Source organism: Mesorhizobium sp. P3_A9 (assembly GCF_056402975.1).
On record NZ_JBFUGJ010000033.1, the window covers coordinates 16,067 to 34,269 of the forward strand.

17 protein-coding genes and 1 pseudogene are annotated in these 18,203 nt (G+C 63.5%); 7 read left to right on the forward strand and 11 right to left on the reverse strand.

Translation table 11 applies throughout. The annotated features are described in order from the left end of the window. Positions 1–24 precede the first annotated feature (24 nt). The gene (locus tag AC1DX0_RS08280; protein WP_477219997.1) at positions 25–711 is read right to left on the reverse strand and encodes a GNAT family N-acetyltransferase; all 687 of its coding nucleotides are present in this window, start codon (positions 709–711) and stop codon (positions 25–27) included. 83 nt (positions 712–794) lie between these two features. On the opposite strand from AC1DX0_RS08280, the gene AC1DX0_RS08285 reads away from it, so the two are divergent. After that, positions 795–1,979: a pyridoxal phosphate-dependent aminotransferase gene (locus AC1DX0_RS08285; protein ID WP_477354992.1), complete on the forward strand. Its 1,185-nt coding sequence runs from the start codon at positions 795–797 to the stop codon at positions 1,977–1,979. Positions 1,980–1,982: 3 nt separating this feature from the next. On the opposite strand, the gene AC1DX0_RS08290 is transcribed toward AC1DX0_RS08285, so the two are convergent. The 3 genes from AC1DX0_RS08290 to AC1DX0_RS08300 are packed head-to-tail and all read right to left on the reverse strand — an operon-like array spanning position 1,983 to position 4,243. After that, positions 1,983–2,720: an MBL fold metallo-hydrolase gene (locus AC1DX0_RS08290; protein ID WP_477219998.1), complete on the reverse strand. Its 738-nt coding sequence runs from the start codon at positions 2,718–2,720 to the stop codon at positions 1,983–1,985. After that, entirely contained in the window at positions 2,720–3,397 is a 678-nt protein-coding gene (locus tag AC1DX0_RS08295; RefSeq protein ID WP_477219999.1) for an amino acid ABC transporter permease, read from the reverse strand. Before AC1DX0_RS08295 ends, AC1DX0_RS08290 begins: the two co-directional genes overlap by 1 nt. Before the next feature lie 12 nt (positions 3,398–3,409). After that, positions 3,410–4,243, reverse strand: coding sequence for an ABC transporter substrate-binding protein (locus tag AC1DX0_RS08300; protein WP_477220000.1), 834 nt, complete (start codon positions 4,241–4,243; stop codon positions 3,410–3,412). A gap of 129 nt (positions 4,244–4,372) precedes the next feature. On the opposite strand from AC1DX0_RS08300, the gene AC1DX0_RS08305 reads away from it, so the two are divergent. Both AC1DX0_RS08305 and AC1DX0_RS08310 read left to right on the forward strand, forming a co-directional pair. Next, positions 4,373–5,269 (forward strand): LysR substrate-binding domain-containing protein, encoded by an 897-nt coding sequence (locus tag AC1DX0_RS08305; protein WP_477220001.1) that lies wholly within the window; start codon positions 4,373–4,375, stop codon positions 5,267–5,269. An 86-nt stretch (positions 5,270–5,355) separates the two neighbouring features. Then, the gene (locus AC1DX0_RS08310; RefSeq protein WP_477220002.1) at positions 5,356–5,730 is read left to right on the forward strand and encodes a YciI family protein; all 375 of its coding nucleotides are present in this window, start codon (positions 5,356–5,358) and stop codon (positions 5,728–5,730) included. 24 nt (positions 5,731–5,754) lie between these two features. Here the strand turns inward: AC1DX0_RS08310 and AC1DX0_RS08315 are convergent, their stop codons facing one another. The 3 genes from AC1DX0_RS08315 to trhO all read right to left on the reverse strand — a co-directional run bounded on the left by AC1DX0_RS08315 (position 5,755) and on the right by trhO (position 8,594). Beyond that, positions 5,755–6,510, reverse strand: coding sequence for an SDR family oxidoreductase (locus AC1DX0_RS08315; RefSeq protein WP_477220003.1), 756 nt, complete (start codon positions 6,508–6,510; stop codon positions 5,755–5,757). A gap of 295 nt (positions 6,511–6,805) precedes the next feature. Beyond that, entirely contained in the window at positions 6,806–7,546 is a 741-nt protein-coding gene (locus AC1DX0_RS08320) for a tellurite resistance TerB family protein (protein ID WP_477220004.1), read from the reverse strand. A gap of 118 nt (positions 7,547–7,664) precedes the next feature. Continuing rightward, the gene (trhO, locus tag AC1DX0_RS08325) at positions 7,665–8,594 is read right to left on the reverse strand and encodes an oxygen-dependent tRNA uridine(34) hydroxylase TrhO (RefSeq protein WP_477220005.1); all 930 of its coding nucleotides are present in this window, start codon (positions 8,592–8,594) and stop codon (positions 7,665–7,667) included. A 199-nt stretch (positions 8,595–8,793) separates the two neighbouring features. Between trhO and AC1DX0_RS08330 the strand changes: the two genes are divergently transcribed. After that, positions 8,794–9,432 carry a 2-dehydro-3-deoxy-phosphogluconate aldolase gene (locus tag AC1DX0_RS08330; RefSeq protein ID WP_477354995.1) on the forward strand — a complete coding sequence of 213 codons (639 nt, stop codon included), beginning with the start codon at positions 8,794–8,796 and terminating at the stop codon, positions 9,430–9,432. Positions 9,433–9,439: 7 nt separating this feature from the next. Here the strand turns inward: AC1DX0_RS08330 and AC1DX0_RS08335 are convergent, their stop codons facing one another. Then, positions 9,440–10,189, reverse strand: a complete 750-nt coding sequence (locus AC1DX0_RS08335) for an SDR family NAD(P)-dependent oxidoreductase (RefSeq protein ID WP_477220007.1) — start codon at positions 10,187–10,189, stop codon at positions 9,440–9,442. 129 nt (positions 10,190–10,318) lie between these two features. On the opposite strand from AC1DX0_RS08335, the gene AC1DX0_RS08340 reads away from it, so the two are divergent. Next, positions 10,319–11,212: an AraC family transcriptional regulator gene (locus tag AC1DX0_RS08340; RefSeq protein ID WP_477220008.1), complete on the forward strand. Its 894-nt coding sequence runs from the start codon at positions 10,319–10,321 to the stop codon at positions 11,210–11,212. A 93-nt stretch (positions 11,213–11,305) separates the two neighbouring features. Here the strand turns inward: AC1DX0_RS08340 and AC1DX0_RS08345 are convergent, their stop codons facing one another. The 3 genes from AC1DX0_RS08345 to AC1DX0_RS08355 all read right to left on the reverse strand — a co-directional run bounded on the left by AC1DX0_RS08345 (position 11,306) and on the right by AC1DX0_RS08355 (position 15,501). Then, positions 11,306–11,482: a hypothetical protein gene (locus tag AC1DX0_RS08345; RefSeq protein WP_477220009.1), complete on the reverse strand. Its 177-nt coding sequence runs from the start codon at positions 11,480–11,482 to the stop codon at positions 11,306–11,308. A gap of 182 nt (positions 11,483–11,664) precedes the next feature. Further along, entirely contained in the window at positions 11,665–13,488 is a 1,824-nt protein-coding gene (locus AC1DX0_RS08350; protein ID WP_477354998.1) for a peptidoglycan L,D-endopeptidase MepK, read from the reverse strand. A 477-nt stretch (positions 13,489–13,965) separates the two neighbouring features. Continuing rightward, positions 13,966–15,501 carry a sigma-54-dependent transcriptional regulator gene (locus AC1DX0_RS08355; protein ID WP_477355001.1) on the reverse strand — a complete coding sequence of 512 codons (1,536 nt, stop codon included), beginning with the start codon at positions 15,499–15,501 and terminating at the stop codon, positions 13,966–13,968. Positions 15,502–15,659: 158 nt separating this feature from the next. Here AC1DX0_RS08355 and AC1DX0_RS08360 point away from each other — a divergent pair, with 158 nt between their 5' ends. Together AC1DX0_RS08360 and AC1DX0_RS08365 are read left to right on the forward strand one after the other, a co-directional pair. Next, positions 15,660–17,498, forward strand: coding sequence for a M3 family oligoendopeptidase (locus AC1DX0_RS08360; RefSeq protein WP_477220012.1), 1,839 nt, complete (start codon positions 15,660–15,662; stop codon positions 17,496–17,498). A gap of 357 nt (positions 17,499–17,855) precedes the next feature. Continuing rightward, a pseudogene (locus tag AC1DX0_RS08365) lies at positions 17,856–18,203 on the forward strand (proton-conducting membrane transporter); the annotation flags it as partial.

Sequence of the window (18,203 nt, forward strand, 5' to 3'; positions counted from 1 at the left end):
CAAATTCCCGTTATGCGCCGAAGCTCAGGCGCCAAATTCCGCGCGACAATCCTCGAGACGTCGCTTCTGCTGGCCGTCGCCATCGAAATTGGCCGGATCGAGCCACGCCTCATAGGCCTTGCGCAAGGCCGGCCATTCCTTGTCGATGATCGAATACCACGCAGTGTCGCGGTTTTCACCCTTGACGATGAGGTGCTGGCGGAAAATGCCCTCGAACTTGAAACCGAACCGTTCGGCGGCCCGCTTCGACGGCTCGTTGCGGTTGTTGCATTTCCATTCGTAGCGGCGGTAGCCGAGCTCGTCGAAAATGTATTTCATGAACAGGAACTGCGCTTCCGTCGCCGCAGGTTTGCGCGAGATCAGCGGCCCCCAATAGATGTTGCCGATCTCGATGACGCCATAGGCTGGATCGATACGCATCAACGTCTGGCGCCCGGCGATCTTGCCGCTGGCTTTGTCGATGACGGCAAAGAACAGCGGGTCTTCGCTCGCGGCCGATTTCTCCAGCCATGGCTGCAAGGCGGCACGGTTCTCGGGCACGGTGTCGAAGAGCCAGCGAAACCGCGTGTCGCCATCGGCGACAGCCGAGGCCTCGTACAGGCCGTCACCATGCTTTTCAGCGCTCAACGGCTCAAGACGGACAGTGCGCCCCTCCAGAACTTTCCGTTCCGGACGCGGGCGTGGCTGCCAATTCGCGAGATTTTCCGACACCCAAAACTCCAATCCGTTTGACTTTTGCCTGGTGAAGCTCACAAAAACGCAACCCAACAGCAAGAACCACACGGACGGGAAAAATGCTCCACACGATTTCGGCCTTCGACCGTCTCGGCGAGGAAAATGCCTTCGCGGTGCTGGCGCGGGCGACCGCATTGGCGAGCCAAGGCCGCGACATCGTCAATCTCGGCATCGGTCAGCCCGACTTCAAGACGCCGCAGCACATCGTCGAGGCGGCGATCAAGGCGCTGCGTGACGGCCACCATGGCTACACGCCGGCCAACGGGCTGCTGGCGACGCGCGAGGCGGTGGTGCGCCGCACGCTGACCACCACCGGGGTCGAGGTCTCGCCCGAGACGGTGATGATCCTGCCCGGTGGCAAGCCGACCATGTTCGCCGCCATCCTGATGTTCGGCGAACCCGGTGCCGAGATCCTCTATCCCGATCCCGGCTTTCCCATCTATCGCTCGATGATCGAGTTCACTGGTGCCGCACCGATACCCGTGCCAATGCGCGAGGAGAACGGCTTTGCCTTCTCGGCCGAGGAGACGCTGGCGCTGATCACCTCGAAGACCAGGCTGCTGATCCTCAACTCGCCGGCCAATCCGACCGGCGGCGTCACGCCGCGCGCTGAAATCGAGAAGCTGGTCAAGGGCCTGGAGAAGCACCCCGATGTCGCGATCCTCTCCGACGAAATCTACGACGTCATGACCTATGACGGCGAGACGCATTGCTCGCTGCTCGCCTACCCCGAAATCCGCGACCGGCTGATCGTGCTCAATGGCTGGTCCAAGACCTGGGCGATGACCGGCTGGCGCATGGGCTGGTCGATCTGGCCGAACGGCGACAAGGGCGCACATCTCTATGACAAGGTGCGCAAGCTGGCGGTCAATTGCTGGTCCTGCGTCAACGCGCCGAGCCAGTTCGCCGGCATCGCGGCCATCGACGGCCCGCAGGACGACGTCGACACCATGATGCGCGCCTTCGACAACCGCCGGAAGATCGTGGTGGAGGGGCTGAACGCTCTGCCCAACATYTCCTGCATCACGCCSAARGGCGCRTTCTAYGCYTTCCCCAAYGTGTCSAAGACYGGCTGGAAGGCCAAGAARCTYGCCTCSGCGCTGCTYGASGAGGCAGGCGTGGCGCTGATCGGTGGCCCCGATTTCGGCATTCTCGGCGAAGGCTACATCAGGCTCTCCTACGCCAATTCCGAAGAGAACATTTTGCGCGCGCTGGAACGGATCGGGGCGTTCCTGGCGAAGTAATGTTCAGCTAGTGCTGTCGAGATAGGCTCTTGCGATCGACCGAAGCTCGTTCTGGTCGATCGGCTCGCCGTGCCCGCAATAGGCGCGGCTGAACTCGACCTGCAAAAGCCGCTGCATCGTCTTCCGGTAGGCCTGCACGTCCGAACCCGGAAGATCGTCGATCAGCCGGCCGCGATAGATCGCATCGCCGGCAAAGAAGTCGCCACTTTTTTCATCGAGAAGCCCGATCGATCCCGGCGAATGACCCGGCAGATGCAGAACCTGAAGCGACTTGTCGCCGGTTTCGATCCAGTCGCCCTCGTCCAGAATGCGGGTCAGCGGCGCCGGCCTGACTTGGAAACGCTGCGATGACCATGCCCCGTTCGGCAAGCAGTCGACGGCTTCCGGTTGCGCACGAAAGAGATGCGCCAACGTATGTTCATCCGCCATGTCTTCGAAAAAAGCAGCCTCCTGGCGGTGGCCGGCTCTGGTCGCGAACTCGCTCAAACCGCCGACATGATCGACATGGATGTGCGTCGCGACGGCCAGGACCGGCTTGGACCGGGGCAGGCTCAGCCCCGGCCTGAGAGGCACGAGGCCCATGCCGGCATCGATGACTAGATCGACATCGCGCCCGCCAACATGAAAGATATTGCTTCTGAAATAGGGATGGACGTGCTGCTCCCATATCCGCGTGATGTCCCGCCCCACGACTTCGTGGGAAAACCAGTCGGAAGCCTGGGTTGGCGCGATCGCCGACATCAACGATGGCCTCGCGCAAGCAAGCGCTCGAGCTTGATCTGGACGACGGTCAGCACTGAAACCATCGACATGTAGTAGATCAGCGCCGCGCCATACCATTCCAGGAAACGAAAGCTGGTGGCGATGGCAAACTGGGTAACTGTCATGAGTTCCTTCAAGGAAATGACCGTCGCCAGCGACGTTGCCTTCAGCAACGAAATGAACTCGTTGACCAGCGCTGGCAGCGCGACGCGAAGCGCCTGGGGCAGGATGATCAGGAAGAATATCTGGCCCCGATGCAGGCCAAGGGCCGCCGCACCCTCGGACTGCCCCTTGCCGATCGATGCATAGGAACTGCGCAGGATCTCGGTCAGGTAGGCGATCTGGATCAGGGTCAGGGCGAGAAACGCCGCCACGAACGGGCTGAACCAGTCCGACCGGAACACCGCCGAGATCTGCGGCAGCCCATTCCAGATGAACAAAAGCACGAGCAGTGCCGGCGCACCGCGAAAGAGCCAGACAAAGGCGGCGATCGACAGGCGGATCCAGCGCCGCTTCGACGTCGCAAGTGCCGCCGTTGCCAGCGATATCGCCAGGGCAACGGTCATCACAAGGACCGAAAGCACCAAGGTCAGCAAAGCCCCCTTGGCGAGGGGCCAGCCGAACAGGGCCGTCATGAAGAGCTTGCTGTCGAACACCTCGCACGTCCCTTAATTGGTCGCGTGCTTGACGTCGGTGGCGGTCTCGGGAAGGTTCCACTTCTGCAGCAGCGCCTTCATCTCGCCATTGGCTTGCAAGGTCTCGATGGCCTTGACCAAGGCCGCGCGGTTGTCGCCACCCTTTCTCAGATAAATCCCATAGGTTTCGCCGTCGCCATAGTTGTAGGGGACCTGCAGCCGGCCAGGCATCTGCTTGATGCGGAATGCCGCCGTCGTGTCCTGGGTAATCGTCGCCGCGGCCCGGCCGACCAGGATCTGCTCGATGACGCCGGAGGCGGACGGATAGGTCTGTATCTGCACCGGCGGCTTGCCGGCATTTGCCAGTTCTGCGTTCAGCTCCGCCGCTGTCTTTTCGTAGGTGGTGCCCGCTTCGATCGCCAGCACCTTGCCGCTGAGGTCGAGTGGCGACTTGGTCTCGGAATCCGAGGCCGATGTCACCATCACCACGTTGGAGACGAAGTAGGGAACAGCATCATAGGCCTTGAGGCGCTCCTTGGTCACCATGATGCCGCTTGCGACGAGATCGCAGCGCTCGGCGCCGAGCGATGGCAGGAGCCCCTTGAAGTCGCCGACCACATATTTTGTGGTGCCGCCCCATTGTTTGGCGATGGCGTCCACGACATCGACTTCGAAACCGACAAGCTTCTCGTCGCCGGGATTCTCATAATATTGCATGGGCGGAAAATCGCCGCCGGTGCAGACATTGAGCACGCCGTCACGGACGAGACCCCCGGCCTGCGCTGCCGGCACGGCGGCGGTGAGGGTCATGACGACCAGTCCACCAAAGCTGATTTTCGCTGCGAAGGCGATGCGCGTGTGAAGCATATGCAGTTTCCCATTTTTTGTTTTGCGATGCCGTTTTTCGGCTGCCGGGGACCTTATGTTGCGATTATCTGGAGACAAGCTAAATCTTTAGTGGCAATAAAGAGCAGTTTTTCTAAACTAAGGTGCTGAATGGCCGTTCCTTCCCTTCATTCGCTGCGAGCCTTCGAAAGCGTTTCGCGGCTGGGCAATGTCGCTGCCGCGGCCGCCGAGTTGCATGTGACGCCGGGCGCCATCAGCCAGCAGCTGCGCGCCTTGCAGCTGTCGCTGGGCATCGACCTGTTTCGGAAAAGCGGCCGCCGCCTCGTGCTGACGGAACGCGGCGCGACGCTGCAGAAGAGCGTCGGCATGGCCATGCATCAGATCGCGGATTCGATCCGCGACATTTCGGCCAATGCCTACGCCACGACCGCGAGGGCGGAGCTGCGCGTATCGGCGCCTTCGGTCTTTGGAACAACCTGGCTGGCGGCGCGGATCTTTCAGTTCCTGGATGCCAACCAGGACATTCGCATGCAGATGCTCACCGCGGTGGCATTCGAGGACCTTGACTGGCGAAAGGTCGACGTCGCCATCGTCTACGGCAGTCCGCCCTGGCCCGGATTTTCGTGGCAGCTGCTCCACAACATGCACGCGGCGCCAGTCTGCAGCCCGCAATTGCTGCGCGGGCCGCACGGCATCCGCGAACCGCGCGATGTCCTGCATCATCGCCTGCTCCATGAGGACGACGGCAGCCAGTGGCGGCAATGGCTGATGCAGGCGCGCGTGCCGCACACCATGCAGTCCGACATCTATTTCGACAATTTTGCCATGGTGCTTCAGGCAGCCCGCGACGGTCACGGCGTTGCCCTGACCAACGACATCATATCTTTTCGCGATCTGGATGAAGGGCGCCTCGTCCAGCCGCTCACCCTGTTCACACCGGCGGCCCGAAACTACTATTGCATATGCCACGAAGAGGGCCTGGCGAACCCGGTCATCGCACGGTTTGTCGACTGGCTTGTCGATCAGGCGACGAAGCCATCGCGCTGAGATCGAGCGGGATATTCTCTTGTTCCCGTTCGCCCGACTTTCTACGATCGGCCTGTTTGAATGACGTTTCGAAAGGGTGATGTCGGATGTTCTATGCAATCCTTGCCTATCACGTGGAAGATGCGATCAAGGCGCTGACGCCGCAGGAAGATGCGGCTCTGATGGCCGAGTTGCTGAAGATCAACACCCAGCTTCATGAGGAAGGCACGCTTGGACCGTCCGCGCGTCTGGGGGCGACACAGGATGCCATCACCTTGCGCGGCCCGGGCGACGGCGTGATCATCGACGGTCCTTTCGCCGAGACCAAGGAACAGTTGCTCGGCCTCTATGTCGTTGACTGCGCCACGCGGGACGAGGCCATCGCGATCGCCCGTGACCTTCGCCGCGTCAATCCGACCGCCGTTTACGAGATCAGGCCCATTCTGCTGTTCAAGCCCGGCGTGCCACTTGCGGGCAAATGAGCTGGCGGCGCCAGAACCCGCCGCTCACCCACGTCCCACGAACGGCATCTTGGTCGCCATCACGGTCATGAACAGCACATTGGCGTCGAGCGGCAGGCTGGCCATGTGGACGACGGCGTCGGCAACGCGCTGGACGTCCATCACCGCTTCGGCGGCGATCGAGCCATTAGCCTGCGGCACGCCCACGGTCATCGGCTGCGCCATGTCGGTCAGCGCRTTGCCGATGTCGATCTGGCCGCAGGCGATGTCATAGGGGCGGCCGTCGAGCGCCAGCGTCTTGGTCAGCCCCGTAATGGCATGCTTGGTCGCCGTATAGGGCACCGAGCCCGGGCGTGGCGCATAGGCCGACACCGAACCGTTGTTGATGATGCGGCCACCCATCGGCCGCTGCTTGCGCATGGCGCCGAAGGCGGCGCGGGCGCACAGGAACGAACCGGTGAGATTGACGCCGACGATATCGTTCCACACCTCGACCGGAATCTCGTCGATCGGTGTCGACTTGTAACCCATGCCGGCATTGTTGAAGAGCAGGTCGACGCGGCCGAACGCTTCCGTCACCGTCTCGAACAGATCGTCGACCTCGCCGGCCTTGCTGATGTCACAGGCAACCGCCAATGCCTTGGCCTCAGTCGGGCCTGCCTCGGCGATCGCGGCATCCAGCACCTGCTTGCGGCGGCCGCAGAACACGGTGTTCCAGCCGGCCTTGAGCAGCGCCGTGGCGACGCTCTTGCCGATGCCGGTGCCGGCGCCGGTGACGATGGCGGTTTTTTGCTCGGTCATATCTATCCTCCGGCAGCGCCGCGCGTGCCTAACTTATTTCTGGGGATTTGGCTCGGGAAGAAGGCATCGCAAATGACGGTAGCTATGGCAAGCAGGCCGTCGGGCCGTGATCCCGAAAAGCTCGATCAGTTTTTGGGGAGCCCTGACAAGGACCGACAAAAAGGGCGGTCATTGGCGACCGCCCTGATCTGAACCGGGCTTGGGAGGAGGAAAAGCCGATCCGACTGTTAGAATCATGCGCTTCCTGAGTTAACGAAAGGTTAACGCCGGAAAGGCGGCCTGTCCCGATCTGACCCTACCAGCGCGGATTGGGCGAAGTCCCGGTCTTTGCTGAGGGACCCTTGGCGGCCGAAACCGTCGCCTCGACATGGTCGACAAGCGCATCCGGCAGGCCAAGCCGGCCGGCGAGCAGGTCGAGATAGCCGCGCTCGGCGCGCGTGTCGGGATCGATGGTGAGCCGCGAGGCCGTATAGAGCTCGAGCTTCTGCGCCTCGGTCTTGGCGCCTGCCACCAGCGTGTCGAGATCGAGCGGGCTCTCAAGCTCCGCCATCAGGAACTTCTCGGCATCGGAGCCGATCCCCGAAAGGCTGAGCTTGCCGGCGATCTTCTTGCGCTCCTCGTCGTCGACATGGCCATCGGCCTTGGCCGCCGAGATCATTGCCCGCACCAGCGTCAGCGTGAACTCATCCTCGCCCTGCGGCGCCTGCGACGGGTGGAAGGCGGTGTCCTTGGGCGGCGGCAGCAATTCCGGTTCGCCGGCTGCGGGCGCCTGTTCCGGCGCATTGCCGGCCTTGTAGTTCTGGTAGGCCTTGTAGGCGAGGCCACCGATCGCGGCCAGGCCACCGAGCTTCACCGCGGCACCGGTCACTTCGCGGCCGGCACCTGTTCCAAGCAGCACTGCCGCAAGCGCACCGGCGGCCAGCGGGTTGTCCTTGGCCATCTGCACCGCTTGTCCAGCCTTGTCGCGGACGGTGCCGCTGGTGCCGGGAATTTGCGAGCCGAGCAGATCGTCGAGAAGCTTCTTGGGATCGAACATTCAGTGCCTCCAGCATATGCCCGGCCGAACGGGCAGGTTTCGAACGCCGAAGACGTAGGTCCCGAAGCTTGACATTGCAATGACAGGCCACCGCTTTGCCCCGGCCACGGTGCCCGGATCAGGACCCGATATGCGGCCCCTTGCCCCGCGCCTCAGCGAGTTCGACCTGCCGCTGGCGCTCGGCATAGCGCTGGCGGTCCTCGTCGGTACGGGCATCGAAACAATGCGGGCAAGAGACGCCTGCGGCATATTTCGGCGACGCCAGCTCGCTTGCCGTCAACGGATGGCGGCAGGCGCGGCACAGTTCCGCGTCACCCTCGGCGAGGCCGTGCGACACCGAAACCCGCTCGTCGAAGACGAAGCACTCGCCTTGCCACAGGCTCTGTTCAGCCGGAACCTCCTCCAGATATCTGAGGATGCCGCCCTTGAGATGGAACACGTCCTCGAAGCCGAGCGACTTGACGTAAGCCGTCGCCTTTTCGCAGCGTATGCCGCCGGTGCAGAACATCGCCACCTTGCGGCCTTCGAGGTCCGACCGGTGCGCTTCAACCCAGGCCGGGAACTCGCGAAAGCTCGCTGTCGCCGGATCGACCGCGCCCTTGAAGGTGCCGATCGACACCTCGTAGGCGTTGCGCGTGTCGATGACGATCGTGTCTGGCTCGGAAATCAGCGCGTTCCAGTCGGCGGGCACGACATAGGTGCCGGCGCTCGTCGCCGGATCAATGTCCTCGACGCCCATGGTGACGATCTCGCGTTTCAGCCGCACCTTCATGCGGTGGAACGGCATGTCCGCGGCTGCGCTGTACTTGACCTCGAGGCCGGCCAGACCGTCGACGGCTTCGATATAACAGATGAGCTCGGCGATCGCGGCTTCGCTGCCGGCGACGGTGCCGTTGATACCTTCATGCGCCAGAAGCAGCGTGCCCTTGATGCCGCGTCCGCAGCAGAAGGCCGCGAGCGGCGCGCGCAGCGTCTCGAAGGCGTCAAGCCGGGCAAACCGGTAGAGCGCGGCGACGCGAACGGGCTGGAATGGAGCGGACTGTGTCATTGCCAGAGCAACTAGACGCTCGTAAAAGCCGTTTCAAGGCGAAACGGGCCTCGGTGCCTGTCATGACCTTGTCGGCGAACAGCCCGTAAGCTGTCCGACAGCGCGTGACATCGCGACACGCCTGGTTTCGTGGACAGGCAAACACCCGTCTGCTAATCGGTTGAAATGACGCCTGCTATAGCTTGATACGGAGAGACAGATGCCCAGCAAGACCGAAAAACTCCTGTCGCTCCTCAACGGCCAGCCGGTCATCCCGGTGCTGAAGATCACCGATGTCGCCAACGCGGTGCCATTGGCCCGTGCGCTGGCACGCGGCGGCCTGCCGGCAATCGAGATCACGCTGCGGACCGCTGACGCGCTGGAAGCGATCCGGCGGGTGGCGGCCGAAGTCGAGGAAGCCATCGTCGGCGCCGGCACCATTCTGGATGCCAAGCAGTTCGACGAAGCAGCCAGCGCCGGCTCGCGCTTCATCGTCAGCCCCGGCATCACCCGCGAGCTTCTGGCSGCSGCSRMSGACAGCGAGGTTCCGCTGCTGCCCGGTGCCATCACGCCCGGCGAGATCATGGCCGCGCGCGAGGCCGGCCTGCGCTTCCTGAAATTCTTCCCGGCCGAGCAGTCCGGCGGCATCGCCTCGCTGAAGGCCTTCGCCTCGCCGCTGGCCGATGTCAAATTCTGCCCGACCGGCGGCATCACCGGCAAGAACGCCGCCGACTATCTCAGCCTGTCCAACGTCATCTGCGTCGGCGGCTCCTGGGTTGCGCCCGACGATCTGGTCAAGGCCGGCAAGTGGGACGAAATCGAAGCCCTCGCCCGCGCTGCCAGCCAGCTCGGGAAATAGCCTTCGCTCACCAGGGCAACGGACCGTTCTCATCGAAATAGCCGCCGGTAGGCCCGCCGGCCTTCAACGTCGCCAGCTGCACGATGATCCCGGCAGCCTGCTGCACTGTTCGGCCACCCTTGTGTGCGTTGAGATCCGTCGCGGTGTAGCCGGGAGCGGCGGCGTTGACCATGATGCCGCGCGGCGAAAGCTCCCGGGCGAAGGCCACGGTGATGGCATTGAGCGCTGTCTTCGAGCTGCCATAGCCCATGACATTCGGCGACTGACTGTTGCCCTCAGCGCGCGCGATCGAGCCGAGATTGCTGCTGACCATGACGATGCGGGCAGCAGGCGATGCCAGGAGCAGCGGCAGGAATGCCTGGGTGACGCGGACTGGGCCGAAGACGTTGACGTCATAGGTGGCCTTCATATCAGCGACATCCTCGCGGCTTGGCGGCCGTTCGTAGCGGCCGTCCGGGCCGAGTGCGTCGACATAGCCGGGCGCAATGCCGGCATTGTTGACCAGCACGTCGAGGCTGGATAGCTGCGCCGTCAAGGCCCTCGCCGCGGCAGCCACACTGTCGTCGCTGGCGACGTCAAGCTCGAGCCATTCGACGTCGAGCCCTTCGTTGCGCAAGGCCTTTGCCGCGGCCTCCCCGCGCTCGGCATCGCGGGCGCCGAGCCAGACCTTGAAGCCTTTTGTCCCCAGCCGGCGAGCGGTCTCGAGGCCGATGCCCTTGTTGGCGCCGGTGACCAGCGCATTCATGCTCGTCGTCATGTCCATGTCTCCTTCTTGGTGACTGGATTTGACGTGCGTCGGCCAATTTCGCGCGCCGGATACTCGCGCCCTCTTGCCTAATCCTCTCAACCGGTTGCGCAGTTCGCATGGATCAGCAATGCTGAAGACATGGAAGAAACCTTGCAGGAATTGATCGCGATCGCCGGCCGCCATGCGCATGGGCGGCGCACCAAAACAGCCATCCCGCGTGTCACCATCGGCCGCAGCGAGGTTCCGACCTCGCCGCTGCCCGAACTTTGCCAACCGACGGCGCTGTTCGTGCTGCAGGGGACGAAAACAGTGCTGATCGGCGACCGCACGCTGCGCTACGGCGCCGGCAGCTATTTCGTCTATGCGGTGGAGACGCCCGCCACCAGCCAGCTGCTCGAGGCGAGCAGCGCCCGTCCTTATGTGGCCATCGCCTTCGCCCTCGATATCGAGCTGATCGCCGCCCTGATCATCGACCACAAGCCGGCGCTCGAGGGCGACAGTTTCGTGACCAACCGGGCCGATGACGAAATGCTCGATGCCTGGCACCGCATGCTGCGGCTGCTCGACCGGCCAGCCGAAATCCCCGTGCTCGCGCCCATGCTCGAACGCGAGATCGCATTCCGCCTGTTGCAAGGTCCGCAAGGTGCGAAGCTGCGCCAGCTTGCGCGTGCTGACGGCCGCCTGTCACAGATCCGCCGCGCCACCGCCTGGATACCATCGCACTACAACGAGCCCATCGACGTGACGGAGCTGGCTGGGCTCGCGCATATGAGCAATGCTTCGTTTCACCGCCACTTCAAGGCGGCGACCGCCATGAGCCCTATCCAGTATCAGAAACAGGTCCGTCTGCTGGAGGCGCGTCATCTGCTGATCGCCGAGCCGGGCAACGCCACGCGTGTCGCCTTTGCCGTAGGCTATGAGAGCACTTCCCAGTTCAGCCGGGAATATGCGCGCCATTTCGGACTGCCGCCGGCACGTGACGCCGCCCGGCTTCTGGCAAAAGGCGAGGCCGCCACGCTGGAAATCGACTGATGCATGTCGCTAAGAAGTGACTATGGGCACAAATGAAAAGCCCGGTCGACTCTCGCCGACCGGGCTTTTTCTCCGGATCCTATCGGTTCCGGATCAGTGGCAGACCTTGACCTGCTCGGTCACCCTGTGATGGTGAACCCAATGCGTGACCAGCTTGGTCCTGCAGTGATGCCTGCCATTCTTGATGATCACGGTTTCGGCTTGCGATGGAGCGATCGCAGCCGATGCTGCAACCAATGCCAGAACTGATGCCAGTAGTATCTTCTTCATGAATATCCCCAGGTTGGAACGCACCCTTACTAACCCGGAAATGGGCCGGCCGTTCCGGCTTCACGAGAAGTTCAGCCGCGCGTGATCTGCAGCGATCGGGGCGCTACATCGATCGCGCCTTTGGGCAGCAAAAAAGCCGCGCCGGTCGCCCTGCGCGGCTTCGGTCATATCTGGCCGGTCCGTTACTTCGTCTGGAAGCGGGCGACCGACATGAACTTGAYGGCRTTGCCGGTGAASCGRTTGRCRTCGGCCAYCTSGTTGYYCKGCTGGAAGCCGGCCGTGTAGACCTCGCTCGGCGGCGTATGCACGATATTGTAGGCGTAGCCCGGCGCCGTCGTCGCGCTCGAAACGGCAGCGACGTTCTCACCGCTGGTCAGCGCCCAGCGGGCGGCCTGCGGTGCCGCGGCGACCACCATGGCCCTCGGGCCGGGCTTCTGGTCGCGGGCTGTGGCCCTGGCTTCCTTGCGAGTCGTCTTCACGCCGGCGCCGATCGCGGCGGCCGGATCGGAACCAGCCGGACGGCCGGCGACGGCCTGGCGCGGCGTGGCGACATCGACATAAGACGGATCGTTGAAGGCCGAGCGCGGTTCTTCGGGCAGCGACGCAACCTGATATTCGTCGGCATTGCCGGCCTGGGCGCTGACTTGGGCGTTGGCCTCGTCGAGCACGGCCTTGACGGCATCCGGCTTGGCCGGCTCGGGCCGCGCCGAAGGCAGAACCGAGAACGCATCGGTCGCGGTGCTGCCTTGTTCGGCCGTATCCGCCAGCGCCAKCAGCACATCCTTGCTGGGCGGCGGTGCGAGTTCCGCCGGCAGCGTGCGKTCGGGRCGCCAKGTCGGCAAGGGGATGTTGTTGACSGCRACCTGCGCCGGATCGGCTGCAGCAGCCGCCGATGCCGCGACAGGGTCAGCCTTGCTGAAAGGCATGTTCGCCGGCGCCTGCGCGGTCGCCACGGCCTGTTCGGTGGTCGCCGTCGCGTCCGCCATGGCGAACGGAACATTCTCAGGCTGCGCGCCGACATCGACCTTCGGCCGCGGCGCGAAATCGGGCACCGGAATTTCCTTGGCCGGCAGCGCGGCAATGATCGTTTCCGGCGTATCCTTTTCCGGTTCCGGAGCCTGCTCGTCGGCAATCTGCGGAATGTTGGCGCGCTGCGCTTTGTCAGGCGCGACGATGGCAATGCCAGGCAGGTTGCTGCTCTTGGCGGCAGCGGCCGGCTTCAGGTTTCTCGGCTTGGGCGCGGGAGCAGCCGAAGCGGTCTGGGCATCGGCGCTGTCATCGGCCTCGTCGTCGCCGCCACCGCCGAAGAAGGCAGAGAGGAACCCGCCGGATTTCTTGCTGCTGCCGCCGGCGCTGGCCATTTCGATGTTGGGTGTGCCGGAGCCCTTGCGGGACTTGTAGGACGCAAGCGCCTGTTCATAGCCGGGCAGCGGCCGGCCGTCGCTTGGCACATGCAGCGTCTTGCCGTTGGGGAACAGGCTGACCAGTTCCTGGCGGCTGATGCCGGGCCAGTGGCGCACATTGCCGACATCCATATGCACGAACGGCGAACCGGAGGTCGGATAGTAGCCGACGCCACCGCCCTGCATCTTGAGGCCGATGTTGCGCAGCTTCTTCAGCGGCACGCCGGGAATGTAGAAATCCATCGCCTTGCCGAGCATATGCTGGCTCTTCTCGGCGACACCCCGGCTGCGGCTGCGCAGCATCGAGTTGGTCGACGGCGAACGGTAGCCGCACACGACCTGGATATAGTCGGTGGCGCCGCTTTGGCGATATGCCTCCCAGACCAGGTCCAGCAGGCGCGGATCCATCTTGGTCGGCTCGTTGCGGCGCCAGTCGCGCAGGATGATGTTGATCTTGCGCAGGCCCTCGGGATCGTAGCGGCCATTGCGCTTGTAGACGATCTCCGCCTTCTCATGCGTGTGGAGGTGGTAGAGCTTCAGCGAACGAACTTCGGCCTGGGCGCCCGTGGCGACCGCGGCAACCAAACCAAAAGCGACAATCACCGCTGCCAGCCATCTCGGCCAGACGCTCAAATGATGATGCCGCCCGTTTGTGAGTCGTTCGATTCTGTTCAAATCAAAAGGCCTTGCAGGCTGCCGTTTGTCCCCGGATTTGCCCAAACGGACGTGTGGTTTTCACATCCGAATATCGATCCTAATGGTTAATCATCGCTTATTGAAGCCGAAATGCGGTAACACCATGGCGATATCCCGTCAAAAATTGTTCACAAGGTTTCTTGGTAAACYGCTGGTTTAGATCAGGATTCCGGCTTTGGCCGAACACGATCTGTTACCGTTAGCCTTAATGCGTGAACAGAGCTGTCCACAGGCTTGCCATATTCCAGTCGAACCCTCCGATACAGGGCCAACTCTGGCATTGCAAGCTGGTCCCGGCCTTGCGGCGGAAGCGTGATCGCGACCTTCAGTCCAGGTGGGGTGCAAACGAACAGACAGAATCCGGATCGATGGATGGAACCCGCTCTAGGAGGCGAGCCGGTCGACGCGACCGGTTTCCGGGTCGATGCCGTATTCCTTGAGCTTGCGGTAAAGCGTCGAGCGGCCGATGCCGAGGCGGCGCGCGACTTCGCTCATCTGGCCGTTGTAGTGGTCGATGGCGAGCTTGATCATCTCGAGTTCGACGTCAGCCAGCGCCCGCACATTGCCGCGTTCGTCGAGCGCCCGCAGCGTACCGAACCTGGGCTGAAGCACGGCTGGCCGGTCCGGCTCGGCCATCGGGATGGAATCGCCGTCCGCGATCTCCTCATCGCGCGGTCCTGGAGCAGATGAAAAATGCGGTGCCACATCGTCCGTTTCGAGATTGACGGTGCCKTCCACCTGCGCCCGGATCTGTGGGAAATCATCGACATCGAGCACGTCGCCGTCACACAGCACCGAGGCGCGGAAGACGGCGTTTTCGAGCTGCCTGATGTTGCCCGGCCAGTCATAGGCCTGCAGCACGGCAAGGGCTGCCGCCGAAATGCCTTGCAGGCGGTGGCGCGGGTCGGCGGGCGCCACCTTTTCCATGAAGTGCGTGACCAGATGCGGAATGTCGTCGCGGCGGTCGCGCAGCGGCGGCACGAAGATCGGATAGACGTTGAGCCGGTAGAACAGATCCTCGCGGAACTTGCCGTCCTTGACCTGCTGCAGAAGATTGCGGTGCGTCGCCGAAATCAGCCTGATGTCGACCCTGACGGTCGAGCGGCCACCGACCGGATCGACCTCGCCGTCCTGCACGGCGCGCAGCAGCTTGACCTGTACGTCGAGCGGCAAATCGCCGATCTCGTCGAGGAACAGCGTGCCCGAATGCGCTTCGACGAACTTGCCGGTGTGCTTGTCGGTGGCGCCGGTGAACGAGCCCTTCTCATGGCCAAACAGGATCGATTCGACCAGATTGTCGGGAATGGCGCCGCAATTCACGGTAACGAACGGTTTCGAGCGGCGGTCGCCGSTGCCCTGGATGGCRCGCGCCACMAGTTCCTTGCCGACRCCSGAYTCGCCYTCGATCAGGATCGGGATGTTGGASGCSGCYGCTTTCTGKCCRAGRCGKATCACCCKGTCCATSGCCGGRCTGTGKGTGATCATGTCCYTGAAGGTCARAWGCCCGCCGCGCYKGCGCGAYGTGCGCTTGACCTCGYCCTCGACYGCCTCGACCTTGAGCGCATTGGCGATCGACGCCTGCAGCCTGTCGGGCGACGCCGGCTTGACGACGAAATCGAAGGCGCCGTGCCGCATCGCCGACACCACGGTTTCGATGCCGCCCTGCGCGGTCTGGACGATGACCGGGACGGTGATGTCGCGTTCGCGCATCGCCTTCAGCACGCCGATGCCGTCGAGACCGGGCATGACCAGGTCGAGGATCACCACCGAGACGTCGCGGGCGCCGGGTCCGTCGAGCACGTCGAGGCCGGCGGCGCCGCCGTCGGCGACGATTGCCGTGTGGCCGAAGCGCGTCACCGCGGCCTCGAGCAACCGGCGTTGCACGGGATCGTCATCGACTATGAGTATGGAACCTGTCATGACTTTCTCAGTCGCCCGCTCGAAATCCCCATGGATCATCTTGGCACAGGGTTCTAAATAAGGTTTCAAAAAACCCGGTGAACGAATTGCTTAGGATTTGACCGGCTTCTCTGTTCCCCCTTGAATTCTCTCTCCTTGATGCAAAGAAGGTATTGTCGATGCGCATGATGTTTGGTCGGCGGCTTGCGGCACCAGCGTCCGGTCAGGGCGCGGCCGAGCTTGGCGATCTGCCGGAATGGAACCTTGCCGACCTCTATGCCGGCATGGAAGCCCCGGAACTGAAGCGTGACATCGCCAGGGCCGCCGCCGACGCGATCGCTTTCGAGAGCCGCTGGAAGGGCACGCTCGCCGCCGAGGCCGGGCGCGGCAGCACCGGCAAGCTTGGCGAGGCGCTGGTCGCCTACGAGGCGCTGGAGGAACTGATCGGCCGCATCGTCTCCTATGCGGGCCTGGTCTACGCCGGCAACACCGCCGATCCGCAACGCGCCAAGCTCTATGGCGATATCCAGGAGAAGATGACCGACGCCAGCGCGCATCTTCTGTTCTTCGCGCTCGAACTGAACCTGATCGAGGACGCCGCGATCGAAGGCGCACTGGCCAGCGATTCCGCTTTCGGCCACTACCGGCCCTGGGTGCTCGACCTCAGAATGGACAAGCCCTACCAGCTCGAGGACCGCGTCGAGCAGCTTTTCCACGAGAAGTCGATCACCGGGCGCGGCGCCTGGAACCGCCTGTTCGACGAGACGATGACCGACCTCCGCTTCGACATCGATGGCGAGGAACTGACGCTGGAGCCGGCGCTCAATCGTCTGCAGGATGCCGACAGCGAGGTGCGCCGCCGCGCCTCCGAGGCGCTGGCCGCGACCTTCCGCAAGAATTTGCGCACCTTCACGCTGATCACCAACACGCTGGCCAAGGACAAGGAAATATCCGACCGCTGGCGCGGCTTCGAGGACATCGCCGATTCCCGCCATCTCGCCAACCGCGTCGAGCGCGGCGTGGTCGATGCGCTCGCCACCGCAGTGCGCGAGGCCTATCCGCGCCTGTCGCATCGCTACTACGCGATGAAGGCGCGTTGGCTCGGCATGGACGTGATGAACCACTGGGACCGCAACGCGCCGCTGCCGGAGACACCGCAGGCGGTGATCGGCTGGGACGAAGCCAGGAACACAGTGCTGTCCGCCTATCAGCGCTTCTCGCCAGAGATGGCCGAGATCGCCCGCACCTTCTTCGACCGCAACTGGATCGACGCCCCGGTCCGCCCGGGCAAGTCGCCAGGCGCTTTTGCGCATCCCACCGTGCCGTCGGCCCACCCCTATGTGCTGCTCAACTACATGGGCAAGCCGCGTGACGTGATGACGCTCGCGCATGAACTCGGCCACGGCGTGCACCAGGTGCTGGCCGCCGGCCAGGGCGCGCTGATGGCCTCGACGCCGCTGACGCTGGCCGAGACGGCTTCCGTCTTCGGCGAGATGCTGACCTTCCGCTCGCTGCTCGAGCAGACCTCCGACCGGCGTGAGCGCAAGGCCATGCTCGCCCAGAAGGTCGAGGACATGATCAACACAGTGGTGCGCCAGATCGCCTTCTACGAATTCGAGCGCAAGGTGCATGCCGAGCGCCGCAACGGCGAACTGACGTCCGACAGGCTCGGCCAGTTCTGGCTGGAAGTGCAGGCCGAAAGCCTCGGTCCCGCGATCAAACTGCGCGACGGCTACGAGGTGTTCTGGACCTACATCCCGCACTTCATCCACTCGCCCTTCTACGTCTATGCCTATGCGTTCGGCGACTGCCTGGTGAACTCGCTCTACGCCGTCTACCAGAACGCCGAACGCGGTTTTCAGGACAAGTATTTCGAGATGCTGCGCGCCGGCGGCACCAAGCATCATTCGCAGCTTCTGGCGCCCTTCGGCCTCGACGCCACCGACCCCGCCTTCTGGCAGATCGGACTTGGTGTCATCAGTGGCCTGATCGACGAACTGGAAACGCTCGACGGTTGAGACCTCCGCCTGCGAAAAACAGTTTCGCCGGAATGCATGTTTGGGCCGCACTATTCCTGCGCTAAATATTTGTTCTTGAAGAACTCTCGACGGACGTTTTCCCGTAGCTTTCCGCAAGCTCTATGATAGCCTTCGCCGCAAGCTCAGCCGGAGCGCATGCGGATCGGCGAGGGAAAATCTCAGCCGGACGTGACGCTCAGGCGAACGCGACGACGGCCGTTGGCCATGGGCAAGCAAAGCCGATCGCCGACCGCTCGAACCGAAGCCGGCTGTTCTGCGAACCCGCGGAACCATCATCGAGTAGTCCATCGCCAAAGGTCATGACCCACGGCAGACGGATCTGACTGGAGAGAGACAATGGGCACTTTTTTCTATGTGGTCCTGGCGTTCCTGGTAGGCGTGTTGGTCGGCTGGTTCATCTGGGGTCGCCTGCGTGGTGAGCTTGAYAGTCTGCGCGGCGACCTCGACCGCACCCGCAGCGAGCGCGACCGGCTGCGCGCCGACAGCGATCGCCTGACCGGCGAACTCAATGCATGCGGCAAGACCCGCGCGGACCTCGAGCGCCAGTTGCGCGACGCGCAGGCTTCGACGGGTGGCGGAGCAAAGGCCGCCAGTCAGCCGCCGGCAGCCCTGTTGTCGACGCCGGCCGCGGCCAAATCCGCTCCGGCGGCAGCCAAGCCAGCGCCTGCCAAACCAGCCGCGAAG